This is a genomic window from Lentzea alba, from assembly GCF_047445655.1.
Classification (GTDB): Bacteria; Actinomycetota; Actinomycetes; order Mycobacteriales; family Pseudonocardiaceae; genus Lentzea; species Lentzea alba_A.
In genome coordinates this window covers 78,860-93,845 of record NZ_JAJAEG010000009.1, presented here as the reverse complement: position 1 = coordinate 93,845, position 14,986 = coordinate 78,860, and the positions used below count along the sequence as shown (strand labels likewise).

18 protein-coding genes and 1 pseudogene are annotated in these 14,986 nt (G+C 68.3%); 9 read left to right on the top strand and 10 right to left on the bottom strand.

The genetic code is table 11. The features are described 5' to 3' along the window. Positions 1 to 5: 5 nt before the first annotated feature. Complete coding sequence (locus tag LFM09_RS16480) at positions 6 to 815, bottom strand: SIR2 family NAD-dependent protein deacylase (RefSeq protein ID WP_414097319.1); 810 nt, start codon at positions 813 to 815, stop codon at positions 6 to 8. A gap of 17 nt (positions 816 to 832) precedes the next feature. On the opposite strand from LFM09_RS16480, the gene LFM09_RS16475 reads away from it, so the two are divergent. From LFM09_RS16475 to LFM09_RS16465, 3 genes and pseudogenes are all read left to right on the top strand, one after another. Next, a complete protein-coding gene (locus LFM09_RS16475; protein ID WP_414097318.1) occupies positions 833 to 1,285 on the top strand; it encodes a hypothetical protein in 453 nt (150 codons plus the stop codon). Next, positions 1,282 to 2,808: a flagellar basal body protein FliL gene (locus LFM09_RS16470; protein WP_414097317.1), complete on the top strand. Its 1,527-nt coding sequence runs from the start codon at positions 1,282 to 1,284 to the stop codon at positions 2,806 to 2,808. Before LFM09_RS16475 ends, LFM09_RS16470 begins: the two co-directional genes overlap by 4 nt. Positions 2,809 to 2,892: 84 nt before the next feature. Next, a pseudogene (locus tag LFM09_RS16465) lies at positions 2,893 to 3,036 on the top strand (FAD-dependent monooxygenase); the annotation flags it as partial. A 138-nt stretch (positions 3,037 to 3,174) separates the two neighbouring features. Here LFM09_RS16465 and LFM09_RS16460 read toward each other — a convergent pair. From LFM09_RS16460 to LFM09_RS16450, 3 genes are all read right to left on the bottom strand, one after another. Then, entirely contained in the window at positions 3,175 to 3,594 is a 420-nt protein-coding gene (locus LFM09_RS16460; RefSeq protein WP_414097316.1) for a tetratricopeptide repeat protein, read from the bottom strand. Positions 3,595 to 3,775: 181 nt separating this feature from the next. Then, positions 3,776 to 4,408, bottom strand: coding sequence for a hypothetical protein (locus tag LFM09_RS16455; protein WP_414097315.1), 633 nt, complete (start codon positions 4,406 to 4,408; stop codon positions 3,776 to 3,778). Continuing rightward, positions 4,405 to 5,136, bottom strand: a complete 732-nt coding sequence (locus LFM09_RS16450) for an ATP-binding cassette domain-containing protein (protein ID WP_414097314.1) — start codon at positions 5,134 to 5,136, stop codon at positions 4,405 to 4,407. Before LFM09_RS16450 ends, LFM09_RS16455 begins: the two co-directional genes overlap by 4 nt. Here LFM09_RS16450 and LFM09_RS16445 point away from each other — a divergent pair. From LFM09_RS16445 to LFM09_RS16430, 4 genes are all read left to right on the top strand, one after another. Next, positions 5,135 to 5,548 carry a hypothetical protein gene (locus tag LFM09_RS16445; RefSeq protein WP_414097313.1) on the top strand — a complete coding sequence of 138 codons (414 nt, stop codon included), beginning with the start codon at positions 5,135 to 5,137 and terminating at the stop codon, positions 5,546 to 5,548. The genes LFM09_RS16450 and LFM09_RS16445 overlap by 2 nt on opposite strands. 137 nt (positions 5,549 to 5,685) lie before the next feature. Next, on the top strand, positions 5,686 to 6,570 hold the full coding sequence (locus tag LFM09_RS16440; protein WP_414097312.1) for a hypothetical protein: 885 nt from the start codon (positions 5,686 to 5,688) through the stop codon (positions 6,568 to 6,570). Continuing rightward, positions 6,567 to 6,752, top strand: a complete 186-nt coding sequence (locus LFM09_RS16435; protein ID WP_414097311.1) for a hypothetical protein — start codon at positions 6,567 to 6,569, stop codon at positions 6,750 to 6,752. Before LFM09_RS16440 ends, LFM09_RS16435 begins: the two co-directional genes overlap by 4 nt. Before the next feature lie 13 nt (positions 6,753 to 6,765). Next, positions 6,766 to 7,194, top strand: coding sequence for a hypothetical protein (locus LFM09_RS16430; RefSeq protein ID WP_414097310.1), 429 nt, complete (start codon positions 6,766 to 6,768; stop codon positions 7,192 to 7,194). A 52-nt stretch (positions 7,195 to 7,246) separates the two neighbouring features. Here the strand turns inward: LFM09_RS16430 and LFM09_RS16425 are convergent, their stop codons facing one another. Next, a complete protein-coding gene (locus tag LFM09_RS16425; protein WP_414097309.1) occupies positions 7,247 to 7,909 on the bottom strand; it encodes an alpha/beta fold hydrolase in 663 nt (220 codons plus the stop codon). A 94-nt stretch (positions 7,910 to 8,003) separates the two neighbouring features. On the opposite strand from LFM09_RS16425, the gene LFM09_RS16420 reads away from it, so the two are divergent. Continuing rightward, complete coding sequence (locus tag LFM09_RS16420; protein ID WP_414097308.1) at positions 8,004 to 8,849, top strand: AraC family transcriptional regulator; 846 nt, start codon at positions 8,004 to 8,006, stop codon at positions 8,847 to 8,849. Here LFM09_RS16420 and LFM09_RS16415 read toward each other — a convergent pair. From LFM09_RS16415 to LFM09_RS16400, 4 genes are read right to left on the bottom strand one after another with little or no spacing between them, the layout of a single operon-like run. Beyond that, a complete protein-coding gene (locus LFM09_RS16415; protein WP_414097307.1) occupies positions 8,814 to 9,548 on the bottom strand; it encodes a carbohydrate ABC transporter permease in 735 nt (244 codons plus the stop codon). The two genes, LFM09_RS16420 and LFM09_RS16415, sit on opposite strands and share 36 nt — an antisense overlap. Further along, positions 9,545 to 10,351 (bottom strand): carbohydrate ABC transporter permease, encoded by an 807-nt coding sequence (locus tag LFM09_RS16410; RefSeq protein WP_414097306.1) that lies wholly within the window; start codon positions 10,349 to 10,351, stop codon positions 9,545 to 9,547. The genes LFM09_RS16415 and LFM09_RS16410 overlap by 4 nt, the downstream gene beginning before the upstream one ends. Then, positions 10,348 to 11,601, bottom strand: a complete 1,254-nt coding sequence (locus LFM09_RS16405; protein ID WP_414097305.1) for an ABC transporter substrate-binding protein — start codon at positions 11,599 to 11,601, stop codon at positions 10,348 to 10,350. The genes LFM09_RS16410 and LFM09_RS16405 overlap by 4 nt, the downstream gene beginning before the upstream one ends. Continuing rightward, positions 11,601 to 12,728, bottom strand: coding sequence for an ABC transporter substrate-binding protein (locus tag LFM09_RS16400; RefSeq protein ID WP_414097304.1), 1,128 nt, complete (start codon positions 12,726 to 12,728; stop codon positions 11,601 to 11,603). The genes LFM09_RS16405 and LFM09_RS16400 overlap by 1 nt, the downstream gene beginning before the upstream one ends. Before the next feature lie 221 nt (positions 12,729 to 12,949). Here LFM09_RS16400 and LFM09_RS16395 point away from each other — a divergent pair, with 221 nt between their 5' ends. Continuing rightward, positions 12,950 to 14,284, top strand: coding sequence for an aldehyde dehydrogenase family protein (locus LFM09_RS16395; RefSeq protein ID WP_414097303.1), 1,335 nt, complete (start codon positions 12,950 to 12,952; stop codon positions 14,282 to 14,284). Here the strand turns inward: LFM09_RS16395 and LFM09_RS16390 are convergent. Continuing rightward, complete coding sequence (locus LFM09_RS16390) at positions 14,281 to 14,826, bottom strand: EF-hand domain-containing protein (protein ID WP_414097302.1); 546 nt, start codon at positions 14,824 to 14,826, stop codon at positions 14,281 to 14,283. The genes LFM09_RS16395 and LFM09_RS16390 overlap by 4 nt on opposite strands. Positions 14,827 to 14,986 lie beyond the last annotated feature (160 nt).

Sequence of the window (14,986 nt, the reverse complement as noted above, 5' to 3'; positions counted from 1 at the left end):
CGACCCTACGACCAGGTGCTCGGATCTCCCCAGGACGAGAATCGGCCTCCCCCGGATGGAGGAACCGAACTGAGATCGGGAAGCACCTCGCCGACAGGTTCGTGCAGGACAACGGCCGCGAGCGAGTCGTACGGAGTCGGTTCGGCGTTGCAGATGATGACCTGCGCCCCGGTCTTGGCGGCCAGCGGCACGAGGCCGGACGCGGGCTGCACCGAGAGCGATGTACCGGCCACCAGCAGCACGTCGCAGTCCAGCACGGCGAGCCGCGCCCGCCGCAGCACCTCACCGTCGAGCTCCTGCCCGAACGAGATCGTGGCCGACTTGAGGATTCCGCCGCACCGCAAGCAGTCCGGCTCCGGTTCACCCTCGGCGACGCGCTTCAACGCGTCGCGCATCTGGCCCGTGGCACCACAGCTCAGGCACACCGTCGCGTGCAACGTGCCGTGCAGCTCCAGCACGCGATGCGGATCCGAACCAGCTTTCTGGTGCAGGCCGTCGATGTTCTGCGTGACCACGGTGCGCAACCGCCCGGACCGTTCCAGCTCCACCAACGCCTTGTGCGCCGGATTCGGCCTGGCCGTCCACACAGGACTGTCGAGCCGCGTCCGCCACGAGAGTCTGCGCACCTCGGGATCGGAGACGTAGGCGTCCAACGAAGCCAAGCGGCCCGCGTCGGCGTCACGCGTCCACAGACCGTCCGCGCCGCGGAAGTCGGGAATGCCCGAATCCGTGGAGACACCGGCCCCCGTCAGCACCGTGATCCGGTGCGCGGACGCGATCAGTGTCCGTGCCTCAGCGCACGCCTGAGAGGCCATCGGTTCACACTAGTCCGGTGCGCAGCGCAGTGGGAGCCGCGATCGCGGCAGTGGGCTTGATCACTTCCATCACCGGGACTTTCCTTCCCTGGCTGAAATCCGGATCGACCACGAGGGACAGTTACGAGGTGCTTTCGCTGCGTGATCTCGCCGGGTTGGACGGGGTGGCGGGCACCGTCGTCACGTCGGTCTGGGTGGGTCTCACGCCCCTCGCGATGATCGCGGTGGCTCTGTTCGTGGTCCGTTTTCGTCGGTTTGCCGCGTGCGTCGGCCTTCTCTTTGGCACGATCGGGGGAACCGTAGGCCTACTAGCCGTGGTCCAAGGGGACGGCAAGGGCGCATTGGTCGGAATCAGCATCGCCGGACCGGCCGTGACCCTCGCAGGTGCAGTGCTGACGATCGTGGGGGCGATCACGGTGCTCACGTCGACCAGGCGCAGCGCAGTGAGAACTCCAGGAGGGAACCCGTGAGCTACCCAGGTGGCGGCGGCGGACAGTGGCAGCCGCAGAACAACCCGTACGGGCAGCAGCCCCAGCAAGGTGGCTACCCCCAGCAAGGTGGCTACCCGCAGCAGGGTGGCTACCCGCAGGGTCAGCCGCAGACCGGCCCGCAGGGCTTCCCCCAGCAGGGTTACGGCCAGCAGGGTTACGGCCAGCAGCAGGGCTACCCCCAGACCGGGCCGCAGGGCTTCCCCCAGCAGGGTTACGGACAGCAGCAGGGCTTCGAGCAGCAGCCGTTCGGCTACGCCCCGATGGGCGGCGAGCCGCCGAAGAAGAAGCGCACCGGCCTGGTCATCACGGCCGTCGTCGCCGTGCTGCTCCTCGTCGGCGGCGCGGCGACGTTCTTCCTCATCAAGCGGTCCGACCCGGCGGCGAACGCGGGTCAGGACACCCCTGCCGTCGCGGCGAAGAACCTCATCGAACAGCTCGGCAGCGGTGACGTCGTCGGCATCATGGCCTCGCTGGCGCCCGCGGAGGCGGCGCTGTCGAAGGACTACATGGAGTCGATGACGAAGGAGATGAAGCGTCTCGAGATCCTGAAGCCCGACGCCGACCCGAACAAGATGTCGGGCGTCGAGTTCAAGAGCGAGAACATCAAGTTCGACGAGGCGGCCGCGGAGAAGATCAACGACCACCTCACGATCAACAAGCTGACCGAGGGCAAGATCACGATCACCTCGGACATCTCCAAGGTCCCGCTGACCGACAAGCTGATGGACGCCATCGGCGACAAGGTCAGCCTGACCAAGTCGGAGACCAAGACCTACGACATCTCCGCCGAGGTCCAGAAGCGCGGCAAGCCGATCGGCATCGCGTCGATCAAGGTCGGCGACAAGTGGTACCCGAGCGCCTTCTACACGATCGCCAACGCGATTCTGGAGGAGGACAAGAAGAAGTGGCCCGCGCAGGGCTTCGCGCCGGCCGGTGCGGCATCGGCGGACGCCGCCGCCAAGCAGCTCGTCAACGCCGTCCTGGAGGGCGACTTCCAGAAGGCCATCGCGACGCTGCCGCCGGACGAGGCCGGTGTGCTGCACGACCTCGGCCCGTTGCTGCTGGAGGAGATCGGCTCGCAGAAGCCGGCCGAGGCCAAGCTGAACGCGCTGGAGACCGACGTCAAGGACGTGACCGGTGGCAAGCAGGTCACGGTCAAGAAGCTGTCGGTGACGGTGGAGGGCGAGAACGTCACGATCGCCCGCGAGGGTGACTGCTACTCGGTCGAGGCCCCCGGCCAGGGGTCGCAGAAGCTGTGCGCGGACGAGATCACCCAGCTCATGCAGCAGCAGGGCGGCGGCAAGATCCCGGCGGAGGCCGTCGAGGTCATCGGCCGCGTGGCCTCGTCGATCATGAAGACCGGTGTCGGCGTCGTGTCCACCGAGGTCGACGGCAAGTGGTACGTCAGCCCGGTCCGCTCCTACTACGAGCTGGCGCTCACGCTGTTCCGCGGCTTCGAGCCGAAGGACGTCGACGCGCTGATCGAGCTCATGAAGAAGTAAGTTTCCGAAGTTCAGCCACGGCCCTGTCACCCGCAACAGCGCGGTGACAGGGCCGTGGCAGTTCACGGGCCGAGTGTTGCGGCCATGGACACTCAGGTTCTGATCATCGGTGCCGGCCCGACCGGCCTCACCCTGGCCCTCGACCTCTCGCGCCACGGCGTGCCGTTCCGCATCGTCGACGCCGCGCCCGCGCCGTTCGCCGGCTCCCGCGGCAAGGGCCTGCAGCCCGGCGACCGCGTGCCCGACGGGGTCACCGCCGGGGGCCGGATCTTCGACCTGTTGCGCGGCCCCGACTTCGTGACGCTGGAGCTGCCCGACGGCTCGGTGCTGGTCCGCCCGGACGGCTACGCCGCTGCCATCGGCCGTTCAGCGATCGACGCCTACTTCGGCGCGAACCCGGTCACGCAACTGCACCACCGCCGGGTCGCTGCTGGGGCCGCCGCGTAGCCGCTCCGCCTCGTCCACGGCGTTCCCGGCGCTTGTCGGGTCGCCCTGGACGAGCAGCCAGTCCGCGTACAGCTCCAGCACCGTGGCTCGCGCGGGCCCGTCCGCGCTCTCCTTGACGGTGTCGAGCGCCTTCTCGTGCTCCTCGCCCGCTTTCTCCAGCTGCCCGAGCCTGGTGAGCGCGAGCCCGAGTCCGGAGTGGACGGCCGCCCGGAACTGCCGGGCCGCCGTCCGCGAGAACTCCTCGACGTCGGTGGAAGCCTCCAGCCGATACCCCAGCGCATGCGACGAAACGACGGAAGCCCCGACCGTCCGCCGCAACCGCGACACCAACGACTGCAACGCCGCCGCACCGACAACCGGCGCTCAAGAGACCACAGATCCGCGATCAGCCGCTCGGCCGCGACCACCCGCCCCGGCTCCATCGCCAGCCGCAGCAGCAACCACCGCAGCCGCTTGCCGCGCACCTCGACGGGAACACCGCCGACCACGACCCGGAGCGGTCCGAGCACGTTGGCCCGCATCAGACCCGCCGCGCCCCGACCACCACCGCGCCCGCCACCAGCGCGAAACCGATCACGCCGGCCCACAGCACGGGCAACGTGACCTGGTTGTCCCCCAACGCGTCCAGCACCCACCCGAACGGCGTGTACCGCCCGAGCGGATAGGTCATCACCACGACGGTGAACACCACCAGCACCGTCCGGCCGATCGAGTCGAGCACCGGCCGCGCGAACATCAGCCCGACGCCGACACCGAGCAACACCGACACGGAGTGCACCCCGAGCCCTGCCAGGAACTGCAGAACCGTGTACGGGCGCGGGCTCGCGACCACCGGCCACACCGTCGCCACCACGGCGAACGCCAGCCCGAACAGCACCGCGGTCAGGGCGACCGCCGTCAGCACCCGCGACCACGCGCCGGCCGACACGACGGTCACCTCGCGCCGCACCACGTCCTCCGACGTCGCCACGACAACTGCCAGCCACGCGCCGATCGGGTAGATCAACGCCGACGACCCGGAGAACGCCGCCAGCTGCGGCCCTGGGTCGTACGCGAACAGCATCCCCAGCACACCGAGGAACACCAGCAAAGGCGCCAAATACCGTTGCCCCCGAAGGACATCGGCCGCGAGGTACCGCACCAGGGAGATCATCGCACGCTCCGCACCGAACACCCGAGCCGCAACGCCTCGGCCAGCACGTGGTCGCTGCGGTCCGGCGCCACCACCACCCGCGCCGACGACCCCCGCGCCAGCACGGAACGCACGCCTTCCAACGCCTCCAACGCGTCCAGCCCCACGACCCGGCTGAGCTCGATCGTCACGTGCCCGCCGGCGAGATCCACGCGAGTCGCCGAGGCCAGGTGTCCCTCGTGATCGGACACCAGCGCCGTCCGCCCCTCCAGCAACGTCACCAGCTCAGCCGCCGCAGCCGGGTCGAGCCCGGTCCACGGCTCGTCGAGCACCAGCACGTCGGAAGCCAGAAAAGCCTGCGCCAGCGCGACCTTCTGCGCGTTCCCCTTCGACAGCTCCGACATCGGCACCGTCATGGACCCGACGAACCCCAGCCGCTCCAGCACGTCACCCGCCGCCGCACCGCGAATCCGCCCCATGTGCGCCAGGTACGACGAAGCGGACATCTTCACGTCCGAGGGAAACCGTTCCGGCACATAACCGACCGACGCGGGCCGGACCACGCGCCCGGAAGAAGGTCGCAGCACCCCGGCGGCGATCTTGAGCAGCGTGGACTTGCCGGTGCCGTTCGCACCGGTCAGCACGGTCAGGCCGGTGACCTCCAGCGTGAGGTCGCGCAGCACCCAGGGCCCGCGCCCGTACCGCTTGGAAACCTGATCGAGGAGCACCACGCCAAGATAACCATCCATGACACCTCTTCCGCTCGCGTTGGCGTGCATCTGGCTCGGCATGGTCCTGGCGATCTCGATCGAGGCACCGCTGAAGTTCCGCGCCCCCGGCATCACGCTGCCGCTGGGTCTCGGCATCGGCCGGCTGGTGTTCCGCGCCCTGAACGTCGCCGAGATCGTGCTCGCGACGGCCACCGCGCTCACCCTCGCTCTCGCCCCGCGTCCGTTGGCCGCGGCGCTGCTGTTCATCGCGCTGGCCGTGACGCTGGCGGCGCAGGTTCTGCTGCTGCGGCCGAGGCTCGAAGCCAGAGCTCAGCTCATCATCGACGGAGGGACGCCTCCCCGGTCCCGCGCGCACCTGGCCTACATCGTGCTCGAATGCGCGAAACTGCTGATGCTGACCACCTTCGGAATTATTCTCATGTTCGCCTGACAAAACTCTGCGTCACACCAAATGCATGCCCGATGAATATAGCTCCTTCACTTTTCACACGATCGAGTGAAAGGTGGCGACAAACCGTCACCCGAGCAACAAGGATGAGTTGCCTCAAGCTCAGTTGACGGAATGTGGTGACCACCCTGAAAAGCGGTGCGCAATTCTCCTTCGATCTGCTCGCCGGTGCGCTGACCGGACGAGATGCGGCCCGCGCCACCGGCACGTTGCACATCCTCGGAAATCCCGGCGGCAGAATTCATCTGCGCAATGGCGGGATCATCTGCGCGGAAAGCGCGGGCTCACCGGGACCGGACGCGCTGTTGTTGCGCACGGGACGGATCAGCGAATCCGAGTGGACCACCGCGCTCACCACCGGCACCCGCGGCGCCATCGGCGAGACCGAACTGCACGTCGTCGCCATGATGGCCACGCACGACGCCGCGTTCACCATCGTCGCGGGCGACATCGACGACTGCGCGTTCACCCCGCAGCCGCTGGACGTGCCCGTCGCGATGAGCACCGCGACCGACCCGGTCCGCCTGCTCCAGGAGACCTCACGGCGCATCACCTCGCTGCTCGCGCTGAAGTACCCGCTCTCACCCCACCGCGACCGCGTCGGCCCCACGCGGGGCTCTGAGCTGCGTGATCTCGGTCCGGTACGGGCCGAGATCCTCGCGCACGCCACCGGGCGGCGCACCACGCGCGACATCGCCTTCGCAGCGGGCCGCAGCGTCTACCCGGTCACGGTCGAGGCCTGCCGGATGGTCGCGGACGGCCTGCTGGCGGTCGTTCCCGGCACGACCGTCACCGCCACGCCCGGCCCCGCGGTGCCGCCGCGCCCGCGGCGACCACCGCCGGCACCACCGCCGGCACCACCGCCCCAACCCCCTCCACCCCAGCCACCTCCACCCCAGCCGCCAGCGGCAGGCGACCAGGGCGACGACGTTCCGCTGCCCCGGTCATTGAGACGTCAACTGCTGCCGAAGCTGTTCAAACAACCCGAGAGGAAAAAGCCTTGAATCACGCCGTGCCGGCCGCCGAGCTGCACGGCCTGCGCGAACTGGTCACCGGAACAACGGACACCCGCCAATCTCAGAACAGCTCACAGGTCCAGCGAGGTGGCCGGACAGGTGCGCATTCCAGCAAACCGCCGTCTACAGCCGCGATCGAACGCACCAACTCCATTCTCTCCGCCGCCTGAAAAGAAGTGTGAAATGACGAAGATGAGCAACGGGGTCATGTCCGACCAAATGGCCGCGATGGTCAGGTACCTGCGGCAGGAGGTGCCGACCTGTGTCGCCGCCGGCGTCGTCGACATGGCCACCGGAATGCTGCTGTCGTTCGAGACGACCGAGAGCCACCCGTCCGAGGTGCTCGACCTGCTCGCCGGCGCGACGCTGGACCTCTTCCAGGGCCGCACGGTGACCATGATCGAGGACGTCTTCAAGGAGCGGCGCGGCATCTCCAGCGCCGAGCACTACTTCCAGGAGATCCTGGTCAACAGCAGCAACCTCACGCACCTGTTCATCCGCAACAACCACCTCGAAGACGTCGTCGCCGTCGTCGTGTGCCCGAAGTCGGTCAACATCGGCATGCTCTTCGCCTCGGCCCGCAGGGTCGTCAGAGACCACGGCGGCGCGTAGCCACGCCGCCCTCCCGCGGGTAGCCCGGTGACTCCTCCAGCCCCCCGCCGGGCTACCCCAGGGCGCTCATCACCTCGGCCAGCTCGGCAGGCCGCGACAGGAACGGCGAGTGCGACCCCGGCAACGTCCGCACGTCACCCGCCCGGAGACGATCAGCGAACACCGGCGGGAAGATCACGTCCTCCGCGCACACGATCGTCGTGGTGGGCAACGTCTGCCACGCCGCCGCCGTCACCTCGTCCTCGAACACCCGCGCACTCTGCGGCCGCAGCCGTGAGACGGCCCATCCGGCGAGGTCGTCCGGCACATCGGCGAACAGCAGGTCCCGCGCGGGCTCCGGCACGTCCAGCAGCTTGGTCCCCTGCTCGTACCAGGAACCGCCCAGCACCCCCACGATGCTCTCGCCCGGCTCCAGCACGTGCGCGGCGAGGTACACCAGCCGTTGCACCGAAGGAACCGACGCCGCGACCTCGCCCACCGGCAGACCGGCGTACGAGTGCGCCAGCACCGTCACGGGCCCGTCCAACGCCAGCAACGCCTCCCGCACGGCCTCGGCGTCCTCGCGCACACCCGCAACCGGCGATCCCGACGTGCTCGGCAGGTCCACGACGGAGGTCGTCCAGCCACGAGACCGCAGCTCGGGAACGACGAGCTCCCAGCACCACGAGCCGTGCCAGGCGCCGTGCACGAGCAGCAGGTTGCCACGGTCGATCAAAGATCCTCCTCAGTCGGTACGACGTACGCCAACCAGGCAAGATCAGGAGAAACCATCGTCGAGAGTCCGCCGTCGGAGTCGGGAGAGTCCGAGCGTGGAGCACGTCCTGTCGGGGCTGAGCGTGAACTGGGGCGTCGCCACGCCCCTGCACGCGGGCGGGCGGTGGGCGATGCACTTCGTCGGACGACTGGACCTGCGAGTCGAGGTCGTCGTCCAGGGCCGCGCGCACATCACCGTGGGCGAGGAGAGCTTCATCGCCGAAGAGGGCGACTGCTACGTCATCATCGGTCGGCGCCCGTACCGCATCGCCAGTGATCCGGACACACCGTCGGTGTTCGCCGGCCCGATCTACGAGCACGACGACGGCACTCCCCGCGACATCGGCAGGATCGGCGAAGGCCACGACACGACGTTGCTCGGCGCGGGCTTCACCTGCGCCCCGGAGACCGCGCAGCTCCTCGAAACGCTCCCACCAGTCGTCCACGCGCGGACCGGCAAGGTGAAGGCCACCATCGAGCTGATCCGGACCGAGATCGACGGCGGCAAGATGATCCTCGACCGCCTCTGCCAGGTCCTGCTGCTGCAGGTGCTGCGCGACCACACCCACAGCGCCGAGCTGCACCCCCAGCTGGGACCGGCGCTCCAGGCCCTCCACGCCAACCTCGCGCACCCGTGGACCGTCCGCGAACTGGCCGGCGTCGCCGCGATGTCGCGTTCCACGTTCTTCTTGCACTTCAAGGAGATCGTGGGCATGACCCCGCTCGACTACCTGCTCCGCCTGCGCATGCAGGAAGCCTCTCGCGCGCTCCGGGACACCAAGGACACCGTCGCCTCGATCGCCTCAACCGTCGGCTACCGCACCGAAAGCGCGTTCAGCGCCGCGTTCAAGAGGTTCACCGGCAGGTCACCGGGCGAGTACCGGGCCGACAAGTCGTTGTGAGATCAGGAAAACGACCAACGGCGGCATCATGGCGACGGTGGCGAACGCCATCGCCCCGCCCCAATCCGACGTGGTCGCCCCGAAGAACCCCCACAGCCCGGTCGTCACCGGCCGCATCTCGTCGTCGGTGGCCAAGGTCAACGCGAACACCAGATCGCCCCAGCCCCACAGGAACGCCAGCACCGCGACCGTGGCCACACCCGGCAGCACCAGCGGCAGGACCACCCGCCAGAACACCCCGAACGCCGAACAACCGTCGATCACCGCCGCTTCCCCGAACTCCCGCGGCACCGCGGCGAACGCGGGCCGAAGCAGCACGATCGCGTAAGGCAACGCCAACGTCGTGTCGGCGAGGATCAGGCCGAGATACGTGTCGGTGAGCCCCAACCGCGAGAACACCACGAACAACGGCGTCGCGAGCATGATCGCCGGGAACATCAGGCTCGACAGCATCAACAGCATGAGCACCGGCTTGCCCCGCAACGGCAACCGCGCCAGCGCGTAAGCCGCGGGAACAGCCAGCACCAGGGTCAGCACGCAGGTCCCGGACGCCACGACGAAGCTGTTCAGCACGTACCGGAACACCTGTGGGTCACCGAGGATCCGCGACGACCAGTCTTCCGGCGTCGGATACGCGACCATCACGCCGACCGGCAACAGGTACAGCGCCACCAGCACGAATCCGACGGCAGTCCTCACAGCACCTCCCGCCGTTGCGCGCGGAGGTACAGCACGGACAACAGGAACAGCACGGCGAAGACGACGTTGAGGATCGCCGCGCCCTTCCCGAACAGGAAACTGGAGAACACCAGCCGGTAGGCCAGCGTCGGCAGGATCTCCGACGCGTTCGCCGGCCCGCCCTGCGTCGCGATCCACACCAGGTCGAACGACTTCAGCGTGAAGATCGTCGACAACACCGCGGTCGCCAGCAGGGTCGGCCGCAACAACGGCCAGGTGACCGCCCGGAACCGTTGCCACGCACCGGCTCCGTCGAGCATCGCGGCCTCGTGCAGCACCCGCGGCACCGCCGTCAGCCCCGCCAGCAGCGAGACCATCACGAACGGAACCCCGAGCCAGCACTGGATCCCGACCAACGCCGGCAGCACCAGATCTGTGTCGACCAGCCACCCCGGCTCGGCGAACAGCCACCGGAACAGCTCCGCGGACACCACCACCGGGATCGCGTGAGCCACCATGAACAGCGACCGGAACACCTGCGCGCCAGGGAAGACCTGCGCGTAGAACAACGCCAGCCCCAGCCCCAGCACGACCTGCACCGTCACCGACGCGCCCGCGAACACCGCCGAGTGCCACGCCGCCCGCACGAACAGCTCGTCCGCGAAGGCGGCGCGGTAGTTCTCGAAGCCCACCCAGTCCGACCCGGTCAGCATCGTGGCCGCCGTGACGTCCTGGAACGACATCACGACGTTCAGCGCGACCGGATGAACCAGCAGTGCCAACAGGAACAGCACTGCCGGTGCGATGAAGAGGTACCTGCTCAACTGGTCGGGAGCAGCGGCCTGATCTTGGCCGCCGCCTCGGTCGCCGCGGCCTGTGGTTTCTTCTCGCCCTTCACGACCTGGTGCGTCATGGTCCAGACGGCCTCGGACACCTTGGAGTACTGCGGGCCGTAGTTGCTGCGCGAGCGCGTGGACAGCATCTCGCTGATGTACGCGCCGACACCCGGACCCCACTTCCACACCGGGTCGTTCAACGTGTCGTTGCGGTTCGGGATCGCGCCGAGGCCACCGCCGAGCTCCTTGGCGCTGTTGCGGGACTCCGCGAGCCACTGCAGCACGTCCCACGCCACGTCGGAGTTGGGGCTGCGGCTACCGATCACCCACGCCTCCCCGCCCAGCGTCGAGAACACGCCCTTCTCCCCCGCGGGCAGCGGTGCGGTGCCCCACTGGAACGGCGCCTTGGCGACCGACGGCAGCACCCACGGACCGTTGATCATCATGGCGCACCTGCCCTGCTCGAACGCCTTCTGCGCGTCCGAGTGGCTCCACGTCAGCGCGTCCTCGGGAACGCTCTGGTCCTTGTTGAAGAACGCGTCGAGCAGCCCGAGCGCGTCCACGCCCGGCTTCTCGGCGATCGTGCCGACGTCACCGCCGGCCTGCCAGAGCAGCGGCAGGAAGTTGAACGTCAGGGTCTCGTTCGCCGCCGCGCCGAAGCACAGCCCGTGGCGGCCGTCCTCGGTGAGCGCCTTCGCGTTCGTCCTCAGGTCCTGCCACGTCGCGGGTGGGGTCGCGATGCTCGCCTGGGCGAGCTGGTCCTTGTTGTAGATCAACGCGGTCGTGTTGCTGCGCAGCGGGACGCCGAAGAGGTTGTCCTGGTGGGTCACGCTGTCCAGCACGGGTTCGAGGAACTGGTTCGCCTTGTCCCAGCGGTCGAACTGCGGCGTGAGGTTCGCGATCGCGTTCTGGCTGGCGAGCCAGGGCACGTCGGACGTGTCGACGACGGCGATGTCGGGGAAGGTGCCGCTGCTCTCCGCCTCGACGAGCTTGTCGTGGAACTTCCCGAACTCGACCGCCGTCCGTTTGATCTGAACGTGCGGGTGTTCCTGCTGGTAACGAGCGATCAGGGTGTCCACGGCCTGGTTCGACGCCGGCGAGTAGCCGAAGTAGTCCCACCACGTGATGGTTCTTTGGGAGGGACTCTCACTTTCCGCCGTGCCACTCGCGCAGGACGCCATCAACGTCAGGGCGAGCGCTGTCAGGACGAACCGATAATGCTTTCGAGTTTTGCGCACTACTTCCCCAGCAATGGTTGGATTCGGTTCCTGGCATCGGCGGCGGCGTCCTGCGGGTTCTTCGACCCGGTCAGCACCTGTTGAGCCATCGTCCAGACCGCTTCGGACAGTTGCGGGTACTGCGGCCCGTACACGCTGCGCGGTTTCGCCGTGGACATTTGCCCGGCGAACGCGGCGACGGCGGGATCCCATTGCCACGCCGCGTCGTTCAGCGTGTCGGTGCGATTCGGCACCGAGCCGAGGCCGCCCCCGAATTCCGCGGCGTTGCCCTTGTGCTCGGCGAGCCAGGTCAGCACGTCCCACGAGGCGTCGAGGTTCTTGGTCTTGGCGCCGACGACCCAGACCTCGCCGCCGAGCGGTGACGCGCTCCCCGCGGACCCCTTGGGCAACGGCGCGGCACCCCAGTCGAGGCCGGCCTTCTTGAGCCCGGGGATGACCCAAGGACCGTTGATCATCATGGCGCACTTGCCTTCCTCGAACGCCTTCTGCGCGTCCGAGTGACCCCACTGCAGCACCTGCTTCGGCACGCTCTTGTCGTCGTTGACCAGTGAGTTCACGAAGCCGAGCGCTTCGGTCGTGGCGGTGTCGCCGACCGTCTTCAGGTCGCCGCCCGCCTGCCAGACGAACGGCAGGAAGTTGAACGTGAGCTGCTCGTTGGCCGCGGCCGCGAAGCACAGACCCGCGCTCTTGTCCGTGGTGCTCGCCTTGGCGGCGGCGCGCAGGTCGGCCCACGTCGTCGGCGGCGTGCCGGTGAAGAGCTTCTTGTTGTAGAGCAGCGCGGTCGTGTTGCTGCGCAGCGGGACGCCGAAGTACTTGCCGTCGTGCTTCACGCCCTCGCGGACCCGTTCGAGGAACTGCCCGCCCAGGTCCCAGGCGTCGAACCTGGAGGTGACGTCGCTGATCGACCGCTGCCCGGCCAGCAGCGGCACGTCCGGTGCGTCGACCGCGGCGATGTCCGGGAACGTGCCGGAGGCGGCGGCCTGCACGATCTTCGCGTGGAAGTCCGCGAATCCGATCGATGTGCGTTTGATCTGAATGCCGGGATGGGACTTCTCATACCTCTCGATCAGCGTCTTGACCGCCTGATCCGAGGCGGGCGAGTATCCGAAGTAGTCCCACCACGTCAAAGTCGTCCTATCACTGGACGAGGTGTTCCCACCGCACGCGGAAACGAGGAGAAGTACAATTAGGAGGACCGCTCGTATTCCGCTCATGCAGTAGTTCCATTCCACAGCTAAGCGACTATCGTTTGGACCGAAGAGGTCCTACTCCTGCCCGCGACGAACTGTCAAGATCGGAATTCGAAATGCGCATGTCCACTGGTCGTCATTACATCGGTGGAGATTTCGTGGTATCCGCCCGCGAGGCGACGGCCGAAGTGTTCGAAAAAGCGACCGGCGCTCAGATCGGCAGTTACGCGCTGGGCACCGTCGACGACGTGCGTTTGGCCGTGGCGAGCGCGTCCTCCGCACAGCCCTGCTGGGCGGCCCGATTACCCGCCGAACGGGCCGCCGTGCTGCGCCGGATGGCCTCGTTGCTGGAGTCCCGTGTGGACGAGTTCACGTCGGTCCTGATCCGCGAAACCGGTGGTGTGACGGCAAAGGCGCGCGGCGAGGTCACCGCGGCCATCTCGCGGCTGCAGATCTGCGCGACCCTCGGCGCACTGTCGCGAGGGGACGTTCAGCCCTCTCCCAAGGCGGGCAAACTGACGTTGCTCGAACGCGTGCCGCTCGGCGTCGTCGGCGTGATCACGCCGTGGAACTTCCCACTGGTTCTCGCGATGCGCGCCGTCGCTCCCGCCCTCGCCGCCGGCAACACGGTCGTCCTGAAGCCCGCCGAGCTGACCCCGATCGCGGGCGGGCAACTGCTCGCCGAAGTCGCCGCGGAGGCGGGCGTGCCTCCCGGCGTCTTCAACGTCGTGACCGGACTCGGCCCCGACGCCGGGCAGCCGCTCGCCGAGCACCCGGACGTGGCGTTGATCCACTTCACCGGGTCGAACGAGGTCGGGCGGCTGATGGCCTCGATCGCCGGCCTGCGCCGCACGTCGCTGGAGCTCGGCGGCTCCAACGCGTTCGTGGTGCTGGACGACGCCGACGCGGAGAAGGCGGCGACCCGCGGTGCGTGGTCGTCGTTCGACTTCCAGGGTCAGACCTGCATCAGCTCGTCGCGGCACATCGTCGACAGCACGTTGCACGACGCGTATGTGGCGGAGCTGGTGCGCCGGGCGGGACAGCTCGTGACGGGCAACCCGGCCGAGCCCGGTGTCGATCTCGGGCCGTTGATCAGCGCTCAGCAGCGCGATCGGGTCCATTCGCTGGTGAAGCGTTCGGTCGACATGGGTGCCGCGGTGGTGATCGGCGGGAAGTCCGAGGGCCTCTTCTACGAACCCACGGTCGTTGTGGGCGTGACACCGGACATGCCTTTGTTCATCGAGGAGGTGTTCGGCCCCGTCGCGCCCGTGACCGCGGTCGACGACGAAGCGGAAGCCCTGGAGCTGACCAACTCCTGTCAGGCGCTCGTGAACGCGGTCCACACCGGCGACCTGATGCGCGGGCTTGCATTCGCGCAGCAGCTGCACAGCAAGAACGTTCACGTGAACGACGCAGGGCCGCGGCCGACCGACGCCGACGACGTGGACCTCGACGAGTTCACCCGGCGCCGGTGGATCGGGGTGCAGCGTTAGGCGTTGCCGAGCATGTTCGACCCCGGTTCCTCCGGCCCCTTGCTCGCGAACGCGCCGCGCACCGCCCCGCGCAGCTCGGCCTCGCTGATGCGGCCGTCGCCATCGGTGTCGATCTGCAGGAAGGCACCGCTGGCGACCGCCGGAGCGAGCCCGACCGCACCGTAGATGGCGAGCATCTCGCTCTCCCCGAGCGCGCCGTCCTCGTTCTTGTCGGCGGCCGCGAACAGGCGGCCGGACACGTCGCCGATCACGTCGAGGTACCGCGCGTCCTCCAGCAGGCCGCGGTCGACGGCGGCGATGTACTCGTCGCGGGAGACCTCGCCGTCCTCGTCGCCGTCCGCGTGCGACCGGATCTGCTCCCACCAGCCGAGGTAGCCCTCGGACAACGACTGGGCGTGCCTGGACGTCGGCGGGTGCTGGAGGATCGCCGCGAGCCGGGCCGCGACCACCGCGAAGTCGGAGTTGGTGATCACCCCGTCGGAGTTCGTGTCGAGAACGTCGAAGATCCCACCGATGTTCTGTCTCTGGAGTTCGCTCAGCATGTCCCGAAAGTAGCGCCTCAAACGGGGCCAAACGTTAGCTCTTCAGGGTGAAGCGCGAGTTAGGGCAACCTGGGTTGAAGCGGCTAGCAGGACGCGCGTACTGTTTGGGGTCGAGGGGCACCGGTCGACCCGGTGAGGAAGACTTGCCCCGTACCCCGAA

What these genes read in the sequence shown, in the direction of transcription:
- LFM09_RS16480 (WP_414097319.1), bottom strand. Translation starts at nt 815, where the DNA reads ATGGCCTCTCAGGCGTGCGCTGAGGCACGGACACTGATCGCGTCCGCG.
- LFM09_RS16455 (WP_414097315.1), bottom strand. Translation starts at nt 4,408, where the DNA reads ATGATCTCCCTGGTGCGGTACCTCGCGGCCGATGTCCTTCGGGGGCAA.
- LFM09_RS16445 (WP_414097313.1), top strand. Translation starts at nt 5,135, where the DNA reads ATGACACCTCTTCCGCTCGCGTTGGCGTGCATCTGGCTCGGCATGGTC.
- LFM09_RS16450 (WP_414097314.1), bottom strand. Translation starts at nt 5,136, where the DNA reads ATGGATGGTTATCTTGGCGTGGTGCTCCTCGATCAGGTTTCCAAGCGG.
- LFM09_RS16430 (WP_414097310.1), top strand. Translation starts at nt 6,766, where the DNA reads ATGACGAAGATGAGCAACGGGGTCATGTCCGACCAAATGGCCGCGATG.
- LFM09_RS16390 (WP_414097302.1), bottom strand. Translation starts at nt 14,826, where the DNA reads ATGCTGAGCGAACTCCAGAGACAGAACATCGGTGGGATCTTCGACGTT.